The following is a 16,137-nucleotide window of genomic DNA, read 5'->3' on the forward strand; positions in this document are numbered from 1 at the left end:
ATCCATTGCGGCAAAGCGCGAAATCGCGCGGTTCTGGGAGGAATTGATGGCCGCCGACCGGGATTCGGCCTCATGGCCGAAAGCGGCCAGTGCCATCCGGCAAAGCCACATGCATCATTTCGCAGGTACCGAAATCCTGAAGGCCGGCACAGGCGCGCTCACCCCCGCCGCGGGAGTGGCTGGCTGATGGGCGGCGACAGCAGATATCTGGGCCTGGTCTATATCTCGCCCTATGTCGCCGGGCTCTTGATCTTCACGGCGATCCCCTTCGTCGCCTCCTTCTATCTGAGCTTCACCGACTACAACCTGATCAACGCGCCGCGCTGGTCCGGCCTCGACAACTATGTCGAGCTTGCCACACGCGACCGCACCTTCAGGAAGTCGCTGTCGGTGACGCTTCTCTACGTCTTCATGACGGTGCCGCTGAAGCTCGCCTTCGCGCTCTTCATCGCATACATCCTGAACTACCGGCTGAAATTCATAAACTTCTTCCGCACCGCCTACTACGTGCCGTCGATCCTCGGCGGATCGATCGCCGTGGCGGTGCTCTGGCGCTATATCTTCGCCGACCAGGGCCTGGTGAACATGGTGATCACGGGTCTCGGCGGCGAGCCGGTCAACTGGTTCGGCGACCCGAACAACGCGCTCTTCACGATCACGCTTCTGCGGCTGTGGCAGTTCGGCTCGGCCATGGTGATCTTCCTCGCCGCACTGCAGAGCATCGACAAGACGCTCTATGAGGCCGCGTCCATAGACGGCGCCGGCAAGTGGCACACCTTCTTCTACATCACCCTGCCGCTGATCACGCCGGTGATCTTCTTCAACCTGGTGATGCAGATGGTCCAGGCCTTCCAGGAGTTCAACGGGCCTTATGTGATCACCGCCGGCGGGCCGCTGAAAGCGACCTATCTGCTCCCCCTCTATATCTATGAGGAAGCCTTTCACAAATTCGACATGGGATACGCGTCCGCGCTCGCCTGGGTGCTGTTCGCCATCATCATGGTGCTGACGCTGATCGCCTTCTGGTCGTCGCGGCACTGGGTCTACTACGCCGGGGACAAGAGAAGCTGATGGCCGAGCAAGCTGCAATCGCCTCCCCGCGCGACGTCGACATCGACCGGACGCTTGCTGAAGGGCGCCGCATCCACGCAGTCTCCTCCGCGGTCCGCTACGCGGTGCTCGCGGCGGTGGGGTTCATCATGCTCTACCCGCTGATTTGGCTGATCGGCGCCTCCTTCAAGACCAATGCCGAGATCTTCTCCAACCCCGGTTTCATCCCGCTCAATCCGACCCTCGACGGCTATATCAGGGGCTGGCAGACCTCCACGCCATACACCTTCGCCACGTTCTTCTGGAACACATTCCTGATCATCCTGCCCAAGACGATCGGCACCGCGATCTCCTGCACGGCGGTCGCCTACGGCTTCGCGCGCTTCGATTTTCCGGGCAAGCGCATCCTCTTCGCGAGCCTCATCGCCACACTGCTCCTGCCCAATGTGGTGACGCGCATCCCGCAATATCTGCTCTTCCGCGACATGGGCTGGCTCGACACGTTCCTGCCGCTCTGGGTGCCCTCTGCCCTGGCGGGGGACGCCTTCTTTGTCTTCATGCTGGTGCAGTTCCTGCGCGCCATCCCGCGCGACATGGAGGAAGCTGCCCGCGTCGACGGCGCCAACACGTGGCAGACGCTGCTTTTCATCGTGGTGCCCATGCTGGCGCCGGCGCTGATCTCGGTCTGCCTGTTCCAGTTCATGTGGACCATGAACGATTTCCTCGGCCCTCTCATCTACCTGTCCTCGGTCGACAAATATCCGGTGTCCCTGGCGCTGAAACTGTCGATCGACACGACCGAGGCATTCCAGTGGAACAGCATCCTGGCCATGTCGGTGCTGGCGCTCGTTCCCTCGCTCACCGTGTTCTTCCTCGCCCAGAAATACTTCATCGAGGGCATCTCCACCGGCGGACTGAAGGGATAGGAATCATGGCCCGGCTGCAGATCAGGAACCTCGAAAAGGTCTACGGAAACGCCTTCAAGGCCGTGCACGGCATCAGCCTCGACGTGAACGACGGCGAGTTCATGGTGCTCGTCGGCCCGTCGGGCTGCGCCAAGTCCACGACGCTCAGGATGATCGCCGGCCTGGAGACCATTACCGGCGGCGAGATCCGCATTGGCGAGCGCGTGGTCAACAACCTGGCGCCGGGCCAGCGCGGCGTTTCGATGGTGTTCCAGAATTACGCGCTCTACCCGCATATGAAGGTGCGCAACAATCTCGCCTTCAGCCTGAAGCTCAAGCGCCGGCCCAAGCCCGAGATCGAGGATGCGACCCGCGCGGTGGCCGGCATCCTGGAGATCGGCGAATTGCTCGAGCGGCTTCCGAAGCAGCTTTCCGGCGGCCAGGCCCAGCGCGTCGCTGTCGGCCGGGCGCTGATCAAGAAGCCCGACATCTTCCTGTTCGACGAGCCGCTATCCAATCTCGACGCAAAGCTGCGCGCTTCGATGCGCGTGCGCATCACTGACCTGCACAAGCGTCTCAAGCAGGACGGGCTTTCCTCGACCGTGGTCTACGTCACCCATGACCAGACAGAGGCGATGACCATGGGCGACCGCATCTGCGTGATGAAGGACGGCCGCATCATGCAGGTCGCCGATCCCGTCACGCTTTACAACCGCCCGGAGAACACCTTCGTGGCCGGCTTCATCGGCAGCCCGGAAATGAACCTTGTCGACGGGAGCCTTGCCAGAAACGGCAGCCTGCGGATCAACATCGCCGGCCAGACGCTCGCCTTCGGCGAGGATCTGGCCAGCCGCCTCACAGCGCGCGACGGCGAAGCCGTGACGGTGGGAATCCGACCGCAGCATTTTTCAATCGCGGGGCGGGGCGAGGATAACGCGCTCGAGGGCCGCGTGTCGCATCTAGAGTTCATGGGCCACGAGGTCTACCTCCATGTGGAGGTGGGCGGGGCGCGTCTGGTCGTCGTCGTACCGTCCGACCGCTACGACCCCGCCGATATTGCCGACGAGCGCATCAGGCTGAAGCCGCGCGAGGAAGCGGTCCATGTGTTCGATCGGGAGACAGGCACCAATGTGAGTCTCTCGGCGACAACCGGAAACGCAAGCAAACTGGGAGGATAAGATGAGGAATACGGCGACGGCACTGGGCGTCATCATGACGCTCGGGCTTGCAGCGGGCGCGGCGGAGGCGGCAAGCCTGCGGATGTCCTGGTGGGGCGGCGACAGCCGCCACGTAGCTACACAGGAGGCGCTGAAGGTCTGCGGCGAGAAGCACGGCCATACGATCCAGCCGGAATTTACGGGCTGGACAGGGCACCAGGAGAAAGTGACGACGCAGCTTGCCGGCGGCACCGAGGCCGACATCATGCAGATAAACTGGCCGTGGCTGCCGCTGTTTTCGCTCGACGGGTCCGGTTTTGCGGATCTCAACGAGTACAAGCACATCATCGATCTGAGCCAGTGGCCGGAGGAGCAGCTCCAGGCCGGCGTGATGAACGGCAAGCTCAATGGCTTGCCCATCTCGACTACGGGCCGCGTCTTCTTCTTCAACAAGACGACATTCGAGAAGGCAGGGCTTTCGCTGCCGGCCTCTTGGGAAGAGCTCATCGCCGCGGCACCCGTATTCAAGGAAAAGCTGGGCGCTGACTACTATCCCTTCCATGCGGCCGATCTGAACGCGCTCCTCATCATCTCCCTGGTAACGACGCAGATGACGGGCAAGGACCTGATCGATCCGGCCACCAAACAGGTGAGCTGGACACCGGAGGAGCTGCAGAAGGGGATCGAGTTCTATCAGCGCCTGGTCGACCAAGGCGTGGTTCGGCCGTGGAAGGAGTGGGCTTCGGAAGGCGAGGTCCAGCTTGACCAGCTTCCCATGTGGTCAGAAGGAAGAATTGCCGGCTCCTACGAGTGGGACTCCACATACACGCAGTTTGCCGATCCGCTGCAGGAGGGACAGGAGCTCCTTCCGGTAAAGCTCCTGAAGGTCGACGGCGCAGTGACAGAGGGCGTCTACCGCAAGCCCTCCATGGTCTTCTCCATCTCCACGCGCAGCAAGGACCCGGAAGCGGCGGCGCAGATCGTCAACTGCCTGCTGAACGAGCCGGAGGGAATCATGGCGCTGCGTGATACAAGGGGCATACCGACGAGCCGCGTCGCCGCGCAAATGCTTGCCGAGAACGGGGCAATCCCGGAGAGCCTGATCGAGGCGCACAAATTCGTCATGGAGGCCGAAGGCCCGGCTGTGTCGCCGTTCAACGAGCATCCGGAAATCCGCGAGATCTTCGAGGGTACGCTGGAATCCTTCGCCTATGGTCAGACCTCGGCGGCCGATGCCGCCACGGAGATTATCGACGGCATCAACGGGGTGCTTGAAGAATTCTAAGACCAAAGCGGCAGCTGGACCTCCGGCTGCCGCCCCTCCAAGGATTTGTGGACCGGATCAGAGAAACCGGCCGGGCCGATTGTGTCTGGGCTCGGACTGATGCGGCTCCAGCCTGGTTTGAGTAGTGCTTCAAAGATTACCCTCCGCCCCCGGGTTTTGCACATGCTGATGGACTATTTCGAGAGCTACGTGTCCGCCTACAGCCCCTATAAAGGCGGCGCCTGGTGCTACGAGGATGGCTGCATCTATCGCGGCCTCGCCCTTCTGCACCTGGCGACCGGCGAGGAGCGCTGGGCGGCACATCTGAAGCGGCTGGTGGACGCGCAGGTCTCCCCCCGCGGCGAACTCGCCGGCTACTCCATCCAGGAATTCAACATCGACAACATCCTCTCCGGCCGCGCGCTGATCTATCTTTATCGGCTGACAGGCGAGGAAAAATATCTGCTTGGCGCGCAACTTCTGGCCCGCCAGCTTGCCGCGCATCCGCGCACGAAATCACGCGTCTATTGGCACAAGAAGATCTATCCGTGGCAGGTCTGGCTGGACGGGCTTTATATGGGGCTTCCGTTCCAGATCGAATACGGCCAGCTCACCGGCGAGGATGCGCTGGTGGAGGACGCCCTTGCACAGATCCACACGGCCCTGTGCCTGACCCATGTGGCCGAAGCCGGCCTTTATGCCCATGGTTATGATGAAAGCCGCAGTCAGAAATGGGCCGACCCGTTCACCGGGCGCTCGCCATCACATTGGGGCCGGGCGCTCGGCTGGCTGTCCATGGCCCTGGTCGACATTGCCGAGCTTGTTGGGAAGAAGGGCGCGGCCCAGGCTGGAATAGCCGAGGAGACGACCGCATTGCTGCGGCGCCTGGTGCAACTTCGCACGCAAAATGCCATGTGGCTGCAGGTGATCGACCGGCCCGAGCTGCCCGGCAATTATGCGGAGAGCTCGGCGACGGCGATGTTGGCCTACGCACTCATCAAGGCGGGCCGGCTGGATGGTTCCGGCGAGTTTCTCGCGGCCGGCCGGGAGAGCCTGCAAGCGCTCGCGCAGGGCCGCCTTGTGAAAGGCAAGGACGGCAAGGCCCATCTGACCGGCATTTGCCAGGTGGCCGGACTGGGCGGCTTTTCCGGCACCTATCGCGACGGCAGCGCCGGCTATTACCTGACGGAGCCCGTGGTGGATGACGACGCCAAAGGCGTCGGACCGCTGATGATGGCCAAGGCCGAAGCGCTACGCGCGGCGAAGAAACAGGAAGCGTTGCGGCAGCCGGATGCCAACGCCGCCTTTGGTACGCCTGCCTAGGAGACGCCGGACCGGAAAGGAACAGGTCAATTTTCCTCAGGCTTTGACCGCACCGGCCGTCAAACCTGCAATGATGTGCTTTTGCGCAAGCAGGAAGGCGATCACCGTTGGCGCGATGGTGAGGGTGATGAAAGCCAGGATCAGGTGCCAGTCGGTGGAATACTCGCCGCGATAGACCATGATGCCGAGCGGCCAGGGATATTTCTCCTCCGTATTGAGCATGATGAGCGGGACGATATAGCTGTTCCAGCTGCCGACGAAGGAGATGATGCCGACCGTGGCGATCATCGGCCGCGAGAGCGGCAGGGTGACATGCCAGAAGAAGCGGATATAACCGCAGCCGTCGACAAAAGCGGCGTCGAACAGCTCCGAGGGCAGGTTTCGGAAATAGTTGCGGAAGAGAAGGATGCTGACCGCCAGGCCGAAGGCCACCTGGGGCAGGACGACGCCCCAGTAAGTGTCGAGGAGCCCCAGATCGCGGATGCGGATGAAGAGCGGCAGGATGGCCGTCGCGGCCGGGAACATCAGCCCGATGAGGAAGTAGTTGACCAGCGCGTTGGCGCCGAAGAATTTCACATGGGCAAGGGCGAAGGCCGCCATCGACGCCACGATGATGGTGAGGCTCACCGTCAGCAACGCGATCAGCAGAGAATTGCCCATCTGGCGCCAATAGCGCTGACTGAAGAGTATGTCGGTGTAGTTCTGCACCTGCCATTCGCCGGGCAGGCCGAACGGGTTCGTCCGCAGGTCGCCGAGCGTCTTGAAGCCGCCCAGCACGGTGGTGACCAGCGGTATCAGCACGAGCGCCGCCACAATGAGAAGCGAGGCGTAGAGATAGACGCGCGTGGCGACCGTGACGGGGACTGCCGAGCCTGTGTCAGTCATTGCGCATCGCGCTCCGCTTATAGGTGAAGGCGAGCGTCACACAGATGACGAACAGCACCACGCCGATGGCGCTGCCGAAGCCCACCTGCATGCGCATCACCCCATAGGTGTAGAGGAAGGTCACCATGGTCTGCGTCGAGTTGGACGGGCCGCCGCCCGTGAGCGGCATGATCATGTCGAAGAGCTGCAGCGAGCCGATCACGGCGAAGAAGACGGATAGCCGGACGGTCGAGCCCAGAAGGGGCAGCGTGACATAGCGAAACTTCTGCCATCCGGTGGCGCCGTCGATTTCGGCGGCTTCCAGCACATTCTTGTCCATGGCCTGCAGCCCGGCGATGAAGAGCATCATGTGGAAGCCGAAATACTTCCATACGACGACGGCCAGGATGGCATAGATGGCGAGGTTTCGGTCGGCGAGCACATAGGGCGACTCCACGCCGAGAAACCCGGCGATCGCCGCAAAGAGCCCGTAGTCGCCATCGTAGACGAAGCGCCAGATCAGGCCCGCGGCCACGTCGGCAAGCACATAGGGCAGGAAGAAGATCAGCCGGAAGGTGACGGCGCCGGGGATCCGATGCGCCAGCATCATGGCGAGCCACAAGGCAAGCGGCACCTGCACGACCAGCGAGACCAGGATGATCAAACCGTTGTTCTTGAGCGCTGTAACGAAGGCACCGTGGTTGAACAGCACCTGGAAGTTGCGAAGCCCGACGAACTGTTCCGGCGCGCCGTAGCCGTTCCAGTGATAGAAGCTGTACCAGGCCGCCTCCCCCATCGGCAGGATGACGAAGAGGGTGAAGAGCAGGAGCGCCGGCGGCAGAAACAGGATCAGAACCGGCCAGCGGCCTCCCATGGTCGACGGCTTGCCAAGGCCGCGCAGGGGCAGCGACAGTTGGAACGGCCTTGCCGCATTGGCGCTGGTATCGGTCATGGCGCTTCGCCTTCGTCATCTCCGCCCGCGCTTGGAGCCGTGCCGCCGCGGGCGCGTCGGGATCAGGGGGCTCGCGGCGGCACGCTTCAAGAGGTCCGGGCGCGGCGGCGATCGCGCCGCGGCCGTCGGTAGCCGAGGCGGATCTCACCGGCGCCGCGCATGCCGGGGGACGCGGTCAGAGCCCTCGGCACGGGGACCTCTAGAACTGCTCCAGCTCGAATGCGTCCTGGATCATCTGCGCGCCTTCTTCGCCCGACATATTGCCGGCCGCGATCTCCACCGAGGCGTCATTGACGACGCGGCCGATGGACGGTCCGAGATCCTGGTCGAAGAAGTTTTGGTGCCAGGTGGAGACGGCAAGCTCGTCCGCGGACATCTTGAGCAGCGGATCGGTCACACCGTCCTCGGCGCCTTTGGCGACGGGAATTATAGCCTTGGCCTCTGCCAGCTTGCGCTGCGAGTCGGCCGAGGTGAAGAAGGCGAGGAAGTCGAGCGCCTCGGGCGGCGCGTTCCGGGTCACGGCCCAGCCATTCAGCGGTCCCAGCGTGTCGGTGATCTTGCCCAGGCCCCCCTCGACCTCGGGAAACGGGAAGCGGCCGATATTCTCCGCGGCCAGGCCCTTGCCATCAGCGGCGGCGTTTGCCTGGCCGATCTCGGTGTTCTGGAAGCCCAGGATCATCGCCGCCTTGCCGTCGCCGAACGCACCTTGCGTCTCCGGCCATGTGGCGGCCTGCCAGCCTGCCTGGAAAGGTTCGAGCGTGCCGAGTTCGGCCAGGTGGTCGCCAGCCTTGACGACCGCAGGATGCATGAAGCCTTCCCCCTCCCCGTTCTTGGCTTGGGTGAATACCTCTTTGCCGCCGCTGCGCATGACGAGAAGGCTCCAGTAGAAGTGGATCGGCCACTTCTCGCCCCCGCCGCCCGCCAGCGGGACGATGCCGGCCTCCTTCAGCTTCTTCACCGCCGCGAGGAAATCGGGCCAAGTCTTGATGTTCTCACCGTCGACGCCGGCTTTCTGCAGCAGTTCCTTGTTGTAGAAGAAGGAGATGGTGCCGAGTTGGTAGGGCACGGCCCAGATGCGGCCGTCGAAGGTGAGGCTTTCGAACGAAGCCGGGACATAGGAATTCTTCCAGGCGCCGCCATCGGCGTTCATGGCCTCGGTGAGGTCCATCAGCGCGCCTGTCTCCGACTGTGCTTTCAAGACGCCGCCGCCCCAGCTGTAGAAGATGTGCGGCGCGTTCTCAGACTGGAGCAGCGTCGGCATCTTGGCCTTGAAGGCTTCGTTTTCGAGGAACTGCAGCTGTACATCGACGCCGGAATGCTGCGCCTCGTACTCCGCCACCAATTGGTCCCACACTTCGAGCACCAATGGGGTGGACTGCGGGTGCATCAAGCTGACCACCGTCTGCGCGCTTGCTGCGGTGGCGATGGTCACGGCGAGCGCGGTCGTGCAGACAAGCTGCGACACGCGGCCGAACGATAGGCTTTCAACGTTGCTGGACATGGATTTTCCTCCTCCTCACCTGGGCTCGGGTCCTCCACCCGATTTAATCCCCGATGCGGAATAATTCGCCGAGCAGGCGCCGATGTCAATCGTTCCACGCGGCTTTTCACATGGCGCACCCTTGACATGCGCCCTTGGAGGCGGGCTATTTATTCCGCAACCCTGATTTTCTCCGCCGTGGCCCGCACCCTGACAAGCCAATGAAAACCGGTGATCCTGAACTGATGCGGGCCATCAACCGCTATGCGGTGCTGGACACGATCCGCCGGTACGGGCCTATGGCGCGCATCGACATCTCGGAACGGACGCAGCTCTCCACGACTACCGTGTCCGCCATCACCGCCTCCCTTCTCGATGACGGGCTGATTTCGCCGCGCCACGAGGGGGACCTGCGCAATGCGGCGACCCGCGGCCGGCCGCGCGTGATGCTGGAGCTGGCCGCCGACGCCGCGCGCGTGGTCGGCGCCAAGATCATGCCGAACTGCCTCGTCTTCGTGCTTGCCGATTTCCGCGGCGAGGTGATCTCCTCGCTCTCCCTGCCCGTCCGGGTGGACAGGCAGCCGGTGGCGGTGATCGCCGACCTCGTGGAGGACGGCATTCGCCGCTGCGTGGTCGATGCCGGCCTGTCGCTGAACGAGATCGACTCGATCTGCGTCGGCCTGCCCGGCGTGGTGGAGCACCGCACGGGGCGCGTGCGCAGCAGCCCGATCTTCCGCGAGGCGGATCTCGATTTCCGCAAGGAACTGGCGGACCGGCTCGGCACAGAGGTCATCATCGAGAACGATGCCAATGCCGTCGCCATGGCCCATCACTGGTTCGGCCGCGCGCGCGACCTGGACGACATGGTGCTGGTGTCGCTGGAGCAGGCGCTCGGCCTTGCCGTGCTGCATGGCGGGCAGCTCTTCCGAGGCGCCCGGGGCTTGAGCCACAATCTGGGCGACCTCGTGCTGGAAAACAGCGCCGACGGGCCGATTCGTCTGGCGAGCCAGGCCGGCGAGCGGGCGCTGATCCCCTCCGATCACGCCAACACCCGCTTTGCCGAGGCCGTGCGCCTGGGACGCGGCATGGCCCATGCGCCGGCGCTGCTCGCCACTGAGGGCGATCGCCTCGTCGCCGCAGTGATGGCGGCCGGCCAGGCGGTGGGTACGGCGGTGGCCAATATCGTCACCCTATTCGCGCCGCCGCGCGTGATCCTCGTCGGCTCGACCCTCTCCTTGGGCGAGCCTTTCATCGCCGCATTAAGCGAAGCCTATCATCGGGCCGTGCCTGCCTCGCTGGCCGGCGTGACCGAGCTTGTGATCGACAACCCGGCCGACGAATTCTGGGCGCGCGGAGCCGCGGCGGTGGCATTGCGTGAGCTCTATGAATCGCCCTGGAGCACCACGGGCCCGGCCCTTTAGACCAACGCACGGGGAGGAAAGGATGGAGAAAGTTGGCATCGGCATCGTCGGCTGCGGGAACATTTCCAGCGCCTATCTGAAAGCCATGGCCTCCTTCCCGATCCTGGACATCCGGGGTCTTGCCGACCTCAACCGCGCCGCCGCCGAAGCGAAGGCGGCCGAATTCGGGCTCAAGGCGAGGGAGATCGACGAACTCTTCTCCGACCCCGCCATCGAGATCATCGTCAACCTGACCGTGCCGAAAGCGCATGTGGAGGTGGGGCTGATGGCGCTTGCGGCGGGCAAGCACACCTATTCGGAAAAGCCGCTCGGCATCAATTTCGCGGAAGGCAAAAAGCTTGCCGAGGAGGCGGAGCGCCGCAACCTGCGTATCGGCGCGGCGCCCGACACTTTCCTCGGCGGCTCGCACCAGACGGCGCGCGCATTGGTGGATTCCGGCGTGCTGGGACAGGCGGTGGGCGGCACGGCCTTCTTCATGTGCCCCGGCCACGAGCGGTGGCACCCCAGCCCCGCCTTCTACTACGAGGTGGGCGGCGGCCCGATGCTCGACATGGGCCCCTACTACATCACCGATCTCGTAAACCTGCTCGGTCCCGTGAAGCAGGTGGCCGGATTTGCCACCATGCTGCGGCGCGAGCGCGTCATCACCAGCGAGCCACGCAAGGGCGAGCGCATTCCCGTTCATGTGCCGACCCATGTGGCGGGGGTGATGGCCTTCGCATGCGGCGCCGTGGTGCAGATCACCATGAGCTTCGACGTCGCCGGCCACGCGCATCTGCCGCTCGAAATCTACGGCACCGAGGGCACGCTGGTCGTGCCCGACCCGAACCATTTCGGCGGCAAGGTGGAGCTTCTGAAGAAGGGCGGCACCTTCGAACCGGTCCCCACCACAGAGCCTTATGACGATGGCAATTACCGCTCGCTGGGCGTGGCGGACATGGCGCACGCCATCCGCTCCGGCCGGCCGCACCGCGCCAACGGCGCGCTGGCGCTCCATGTGCTGGAGGTGATGGAGGCGTTCCACACCGCGGCCGGGACGGGCAGGACCGTAAGCATGACGACCACCGTCGAGCGGCCGGAGCCGCTACGCGCCTCGCTCGTCGACGGGCGCATCGCCAGGTAAGCAAAAGGAGGAACTTCATGCGCGAAGCGCTGATCGTCTGGGGCGGATGGAGCGGGCACGACCCGGAGGAATGCGCCCACATCATCAAGGGCATGCTGGAGGAGGACGGCTTCACCGTCTATCTCGAGCACAGCACCGAAGCCTTCGCCGACCCCTCGATCCACGATCTGAGCCTGATCATCCCGATCATGACCATGTCGAAGATCGAGAAGGAGGAGGTGAAGAACCTGTCGGCGGCTATCGAAAGCGGGGTCGGTCTTGCCGGCTATCACGGCGGGGCGGGCGACGCCTTCCGCGACAGCGTGGAATACCAGTTCATCGTCGGAGGCCAGTGGGTGGCCCATCCCGGCAACATCATCGATTACCGGGTGGACATCACGCAGCCGGACGACCCGATCATGGAGGGGATCAGTTCATTTCCCTACACGTCCGAGCAATATTACATGCATGTCGACCCGGCCAACGAGGTGCTCGCCACGACCACCTTCTCGGGGGAGCATGCCTGGTGGATTGAGGGCGTCGTCATGCCGGTGGTCTGGAAGCGCAGGCACGGGCATGGCCGTGTCTTCTATTCCTCGCTTGGCCATCGGGCGGCGGAATTCTCGGTGCCGGAAATGCGCACCATCTTCCGGCGCGGCGCGAACTGGGCGGCCCGCTGACCGCCCTCCCCACCCGGCGCGCGATCAGGAGAAGAGCACGCCACCATTGATGTCGAAACAGGCGCCGGTGATATAGGCGGCGTCGTCCGAGGCGAGGAAGGCGACGAGCGCAGCGACATCCTCCGAGTGCCCTTCCCGCTTGAGCGGCGCCGATGCCGCCACGCGCTCGCGCACTTCGGGTTTGGTGAAAGTGTCGTGGAAGGTGGTGGCGATCATGCCCGGGCAGACGCAGTTGACCCGGGCGCGCATGCCAAGTTCCTTGGCAAGGCCGCGCGTGAAGGTCATGACGCCGCCCTTCGATGTGGCATAGGCGACCGCGCCGGGCCCCCCGCCGTCCCTGCCTGCCTGCGAGGAGAACGTCACGATCGCTCCGCCATGCGAAAGCATCGGCAGGACCGCCTGGGTGGCGAGGAAGAGCGAGGTCAGATTGAGATCCAGCACCTCGTGCCAGAAGGTCTCGTCCATTTCCGGTATCGTCTTCCGCCCCACCAGCCCGCCGGTGACGTGCACGAACGCGTCGATCGTGCCGAACTCCTCCTTCACGGCCGCAACCAGGGCGTCGGCATCGGCCTTGCGCGTCAGATCCGCCCGGAACGCCCGCGCGGTGCCGCCCGCCGCCTCGATCTCGGCAACGACGGCTCTGGCGCTTTCCTCGGCGCGGTTATAGCTGAGCGCGACGCGGGCGCCCTCCTCGGCGAAGCGCAGCGCGCAGGCCCGGCCGATATCCCTGCCGCCTCCGGTCACGAGGACTGTCTTGTTCGCAAATCGCTGCATGCCCATGCCCTATGAAAGATCCTGCTTGGAAGAAGGCCTTTAGCCCTTCACGGAACCCGCGGTCATACCAGCGATGATCTGGCGGTTGAAGAAGAGGAAGACCAAAAGCGGGGGAATGGTGATCAGCACGATGTTCATGAAGAGAAGATTGTAGGCGGTCTGATACTGGCTCTGGAAATTGTAGAGCGTGAGCTGGATGGTCGCATTCTTGTTGCCGGGTAGGTAGTAGAGCGGATTGACGAAATCGTTGAAGATGGCGACGGACTGCACGACGATGACCGTGGCGGTGACCGGCCAGAGCAGCGGCAATACGATCCGGAAGAAGACGCCGAGCGGACCCGCGCCGTCGATGATCGCCGCTTCGTCCAGCTCCCGCGGGATCGTGGCGATGAAGGCGCGGTAGAGCAGCACGCAGAAGGAAAGGTGGTAGGCCACCTCGATGAGGACGAGGCCGTAGAGCTTGCCGAAGAGGCCGATCCCCTGCATGAGCCAGATGGTCGGCACTACGGCCGGCGGCATCATCAGCCCGGCCAGGATCAGGAAGTTGATCAGCCCGTTCCAGGGGGATTTGCGCCGCTGCAGGACAAAGCCGACCATTGCCGAGAACACCACCAGCAGGGCGACGCTCGAAACGGTCAGGATGGTGGAGTTGATGAAGGCGGTCACCACCATCCAGTTGCGGGTGGTGATCACCTCAACGAGATTGTCCCAGACGTGGAATTCCGTCGGCCACGAGAAATCGAGCACCGAGGACTGCCGCTGGTCCTTCACCGCGGTGAGCACGATGAATGCAAACGGCACGATGAAGACAAAGGTGGCGATCAGATAGGCGGCAGCGCTGACCGCGTAACGTGTCGCTCCCCTCATTCATGCCCCTCCTTGCGGTTGAGGTAGATGGAGAGCGGCACCGCGAGTACGGCGATGAGGATGAAGAGCACGACATTGCCGGCCGTGGACAGGCCATAGAAGCCTGCCTGGTACTGTTTGTAGATCACCGATGCGATCACGTCGGAGGAGAAGCCCGGCCCGCCCCGCGTCATGGTCCAGATCAGCTCAAAGGTGCGCAGGCCGCCGATGAAGCTGAGCGTGATGACCGTCACCGTGGCAGGCCGGCTGAGCGGCAGGGTGATGTAGCGGAAGCTCTGGAAGGGAGAGGTCCCGTCCACATGGGCGGCATCGTAATAGTCCTGCGGGATGGCCGCTATGCCGGCCATGAAGATGACGGTGGCCAGCCCCACACCCTTCCAGATATCGACAATAGCGACGGAGAAGATCGCCAGGCGCGGGTTGGTGAGCCATCCCGGCCCGTCGATTCCGAGGAGCTCCAGCCCTTCGTTGATGACGCCCTCCGTCGGATGCATCATGGCCACGAAGGTGATGCCGACACCCACGGTCGACACCAGCACCGGAAAGAAGACGATGGAGCGCAGGAGGCCGCGCGCCACTACATTCGAGGTCAGGAGAACGGCAAGCAGGAGGCCGAGCACGACCTTCGAACCGGAGGTCACGACGGCGAAGATCACCGTGTTGACCAGCCCCTTGATCAGGAACGGCTCGCGGAAGAACTGGGCGAAGTTCTCAAGTCCGATGAAGGTGGAATCGAAGAGCGTCCAGCGCGTGAGGCTGAAATAGACGGAGGAAAAGGTCGGCAGCAGGTAGAGGATGCCGTAGATGATCGCCGCCGGCAGATAGAACCATGCCGGATAGAAGGACTGGATATTGCGCCGCGCGGCGGAAGGCATGGAGCGCGGCGCCGTTCCGGTGATCACGGCCATTGTCGTCGCCTCCGTCCCGGCCGCCCGGACTTGTCGTCCGGGCTGGCCGGCTTTTCGCTACCAGCCCTTGAGGCCGAGCTGCTGGGCCTGCTTGCGCACGTCCTCGTCATAAAGGGCAGCCGCCTCGGCGGCGGGCCGAATGCCCGAGCCGACTTCCACCGTAATCTGCTCGAGCGCGGGACCCTTTATCGGCGAGACGAATTCGAGCGCCGGCGCGTTCCGCCCGCCCTCCTCGAAATAGGGCAGCATGTCCTTGACGGACGGCGGCACGTCGGCGGGAAGGGTGCAGCCCTTGATGAGGAAGGGCCCGGTCGCGCCGAGGGCCTTGAGGTTCGCTTCGCATCCGGCGGGGCTCGCCACGAAGGCGAGGAATTTCTTGGCCGCGTCCACGTTCGGGCTCGCCGCGGGGATATAGAAGGAGGCCGGCATCCACACGGTCAGCCCGTTCTTCTCCGCGTCGTCCCCGGGCTGGGCGAAGAAGCCGACATCGCCGAGCTTTTCCGGATAGGTGGCGCGGATCGCGCCGATGGCGAAGGTCAGCATCGGGTAGTGCGCGCCCCCGCCTTCGACGAGCATGCGCAAGCCGTCCTGGTACCCCGCCGCGCCGAAATCCTCGTTCATATAGCCGGCCTTGTGGACCGCCTCGAGGCGCTCGAACCCCTTCATCGCGGCCGGCGTGGAAGCGAATTTGGCCTGGTTGTTCGTGTAGCGCTCCGCGAAATCCGGCTCGACCGACTGCACATTGTAGTAGTCGGCAAGCAGCAGGAGCTGCGAAGTCCAGGTATCGCGATAGGTCTGGATGACCGGCGTGGTCCCCGCGGCCTTGATCTTTTCGTTGTTGGCCATGAATTCGTCCCAGGTCTTCGGGACCTGGAGGCCCAACTGCTCGTAGATCTTGCGGTTGTAGAAGATGCCGCCAGCCATCGCGGTCTCGGCCGGGACGCCGTAGACGCGGCCGCCCGAGGTAACCACCGCCTTGAAATTCTCGTGGATGTCGGCTTGCCACGGCTCGTCGGTCAGGTCGACGAGATTGTTCTGCGGGTTGATGGCCTGAAAGAGCGAACCGGAATTGTAGTAGAAGATGTCCGTCATCGAGCCGGTGGCGAGCCGTGTCTTGACGGTATTGTCGCCCTCCGCTCCGCCCGGCCGGGTCTCGATCTCGATATTGATGTCCGGATTGGCGGCCTCGAAGGCCTCGACCAGCCCTTCCGCCAGCTTCAAGCTGTTCGGCGAGCTGGAGGTGAGCAGCGTCAACTCAGTTTGTGCATGGGCTGCCGCCGAAAGGCTCGCGGCGAAGACTCCCGCGGCGATCCCGGCCAGCAGCGGCCGAAAACTCATTCTCATCGTGGTTCCCTCCCTGTTCTTCCGGACCTCCCGTCCGGGACGCAAG

At 63.8% G+C, this 16,137-nt stretch carries 16 protein-coding genes; 9 read left to right on the forward strand and 7 right to left on the reverse strand.

Annotated features, from left to right (window positions below):
- The first annotated feature begins 46 nt into the window (after positions 1-46).
- The 6 genes from RIN79_RS02230 to RIN79_RS02255 all read left to right on the forward strand — a co-directional run bounded on the left by RIN79_RS02230 (position 47) and on the right by RIN79_RS02255 (position 5,699).
- Positions 47-187, forward strand: a complete 141-nt coding sequence (locus tag RIN79_RS02230) for a hypothetical protein (RefSeq protein WP_309082982.1) — start codon at positions 47-49, stop codon at positions 185-187.
- A complete protein-coding gene (locus RIN79_RS02235; protein WP_309082983.1) occupies positions 187-1,071 on the forward strand; it encodes a sugar ABC transporter permease in 885 nt (294 codons plus the stop codon). Before RIN79_RS02230 ends, RIN79_RS02235 begins: the two co-directional genes overlap by 1 nt.
- Positions 1,071-1,976: a carbohydrate ABC transporter permease gene (locus RIN79_RS02240; protein WP_309082984.1), complete on the forward strand. Its 906-nt coding sequence runs from the start codon at positions 1,071-1,073 to the stop codon at positions 1,974-1,976. The genes RIN79_RS02235 and RIN79_RS02240 overlap by 1 nt, the downstream gene beginning before the upstream one ends.
- A 5-nt stretch (positions 1,977-1,981) precedes the next feature.
- A complete protein-coding gene (locus RIN79_RS02245) occupies positions 1,982-3,133 on the forward strand; it encodes a sn-glycerol-3-phosphate ABC transporter ATP-binding protein UgpC (RefSeq protein ID WP_309082985.1) in 1,152 nt (383 codons plus the stop codon).
- 1 nt (position 3,134) lies between these two features.
- Positions 3,135-4,397 carry an ABC transporter substrate-binding protein gene (locus RIN79_RS02250; protein WP_309082986.1) on the forward strand — a complete coding sequence of 421 codons (1,263 nt, stop codon included), beginning with the start codon at positions 3,135-3,137 and terminating at the stop codon, positions 4,395-4,397.
- Positions 4,398-4,559: 162 nt separating this feature from the next.
- Positions 4,560-5,699 (forward strand): glycoside hydrolase family 88 protein, encoded by a 1,140-nt coding sequence (locus tag RIN79_RS02255; RefSeq protein WP_309082987.1) that lies wholly within the window; start codon positions 4,560-4,562, stop codon positions 5,697-5,699.
- 36 nt (positions 5,700-5,735) lie between these two features.
- Here the strand turns inward: RIN79_RS02255 and RIN79_RS02260 are convergent, their stop codons facing one another.
- The 3 genes from RIN79_RS02260 to RIN79_RS02270 form a co-directional block, all read right to left on the reverse strand.
- The gene (locus RIN79_RS02260; RefSeq protein ID WP_309082988.1) at positions 5,736-6,584 is read right to left on the reverse strand and encodes a carbohydrate ABC transporter permease; all 849 of its coding nucleotides are present in this window, start codon (positions 6,582-6,584) and stop codon (positions 5,736-5,738) included.
- Positions 6,577-7,515, reverse strand: a complete 939-nt coding sequence (locus RIN79_RS02265) for a carbohydrate ABC transporter permease (protein ID WP_375165858.1) — start codon at positions 7,513-7,515, stop codon at positions 6,577-6,579. The genes RIN79_RS02260 and RIN79_RS02265 overlap by 8 nt, the downstream gene beginning before the upstream one ends.
- A 199-nt stretch (positions 7,516-7,714) precedes the next feature.
- Positions 7,715-9,016: an ABC transporter substrate-binding protein gene (locus RIN79_RS02270; RefSeq protein WP_309082989.1), complete on the reverse strand. Its 1,302-nt coding sequence runs from the start codon at positions 9,014-9,016 to the stop codon at positions 7,715-7,717.
- Between the two features lie 200 nt (positions 9,017-9,216).
- Between RIN79_RS02270 and RIN79_RS02275 the strand changes: the two genes are divergently transcribed.
- From RIN79_RS02275 to RIN79_RS02285, 3 genes are read left to right on the forward strand one after another with little or no spacing between them, the layout of a single operon-like run.
- Positions 9,217-10,416: an ROK family transcriptional regulator gene (locus RIN79_RS02275; RefSeq protein ID WP_309082990.1), complete on the forward strand. Its 1,200-nt coding sequence runs from the start codon at positions 9,217-9,219 to the stop codon at positions 10,414-10,416.
- Between the two features lie 22 nt (positions 10,417-10,438).
- Positions 10,439-11,539: a Gfo/Idh/MocA family oxidoreductase gene (locus RIN79_RS02280; protein ID WP_309082991.1), complete on the forward strand. Its 1,101-nt coding sequence runs from the start codon at positions 10,439-10,441 to the stop codon at positions 11,537-11,539.
- A 17-nt stretch (positions 11,540-11,556) separates the two neighbouring features.
- On the forward strand, positions 11,557-12,198 hold the full coding sequence (locus RIN79_RS02285; protein WP_309082992.1) for a ThuA domain-containing protein: 642 nt from the start codon (positions 11,557-11,559) through the stop codon (positions 12,196-12,198).
- A 24-nt stretch (positions 12,199-12,222) separates the two neighbouring features.
- Here RIN79_RS02285 and RIN79_RS02290 read toward each other — a convergent pair whose 3' ends face one another.
- The 4 genes from RIN79_RS02290 to RIN79_RS02305 all read right to left on the reverse strand — a co-directional run bounded on the left by RIN79_RS02290 (position 12,223) and on the right by RIN79_RS02305 (position 16,091).
- Entirely contained in the window at positions 12,223-12,972 is a 750-nt protein-coding gene (locus RIN79_RS02290; RefSeq protein WP_309082993.1) for an SDR family NAD(P)-dependent oxidoreductase, read from the reverse strand.
- A 39-nt stretch (positions 12,973-13,011) separates the two neighbouring features.
- Positions 13,012-13,839, reverse strand: coding sequence for a carbohydrate ABC transporter permease (locus tag RIN79_RS02295; protein WP_309082994.1), 828 nt, complete (start codon positions 13,837-13,839; stop codon positions 13,012-13,014).
- The gene (locus tag RIN79_RS02300; RefSeq protein ID WP_309083091.1) at positions 13,836-14,714 is read right to left on the reverse strand and encodes a sugar ABC transporter permease; all 879 of its coding nucleotides are present in this window, start codon (positions 14,712-14,714) and stop codon (positions 13,836-13,838) included. Before RIN79_RS02300 ends, RIN79_RS02295 begins: the two co-directional genes overlap by 4 nt.
- 90 nt (positions 14,715-14,804) lie before the next feature.
- Positions 14,805-16,091, reverse strand: coding sequence for an extracellular solute-binding protein (locus RIN79_RS02305; RefSeq protein ID WP_309082995.1), 1,287 nt, complete (start codon positions 16,089-16,091; stop codon positions 14,805-14,807).
- Positions 16,092-16,137 lie beyond the last annotated feature (46 nt).

It is taken from the genome of Chelativorans sp., from assembly GCF_031180965.1.
In the GTDB taxonomy this organism is placed as follows: Bacteria; Pseudomonadota; Alphaproteobacteria; order Rhizobiales; family Rhizobiaceae; genus Chelativorans.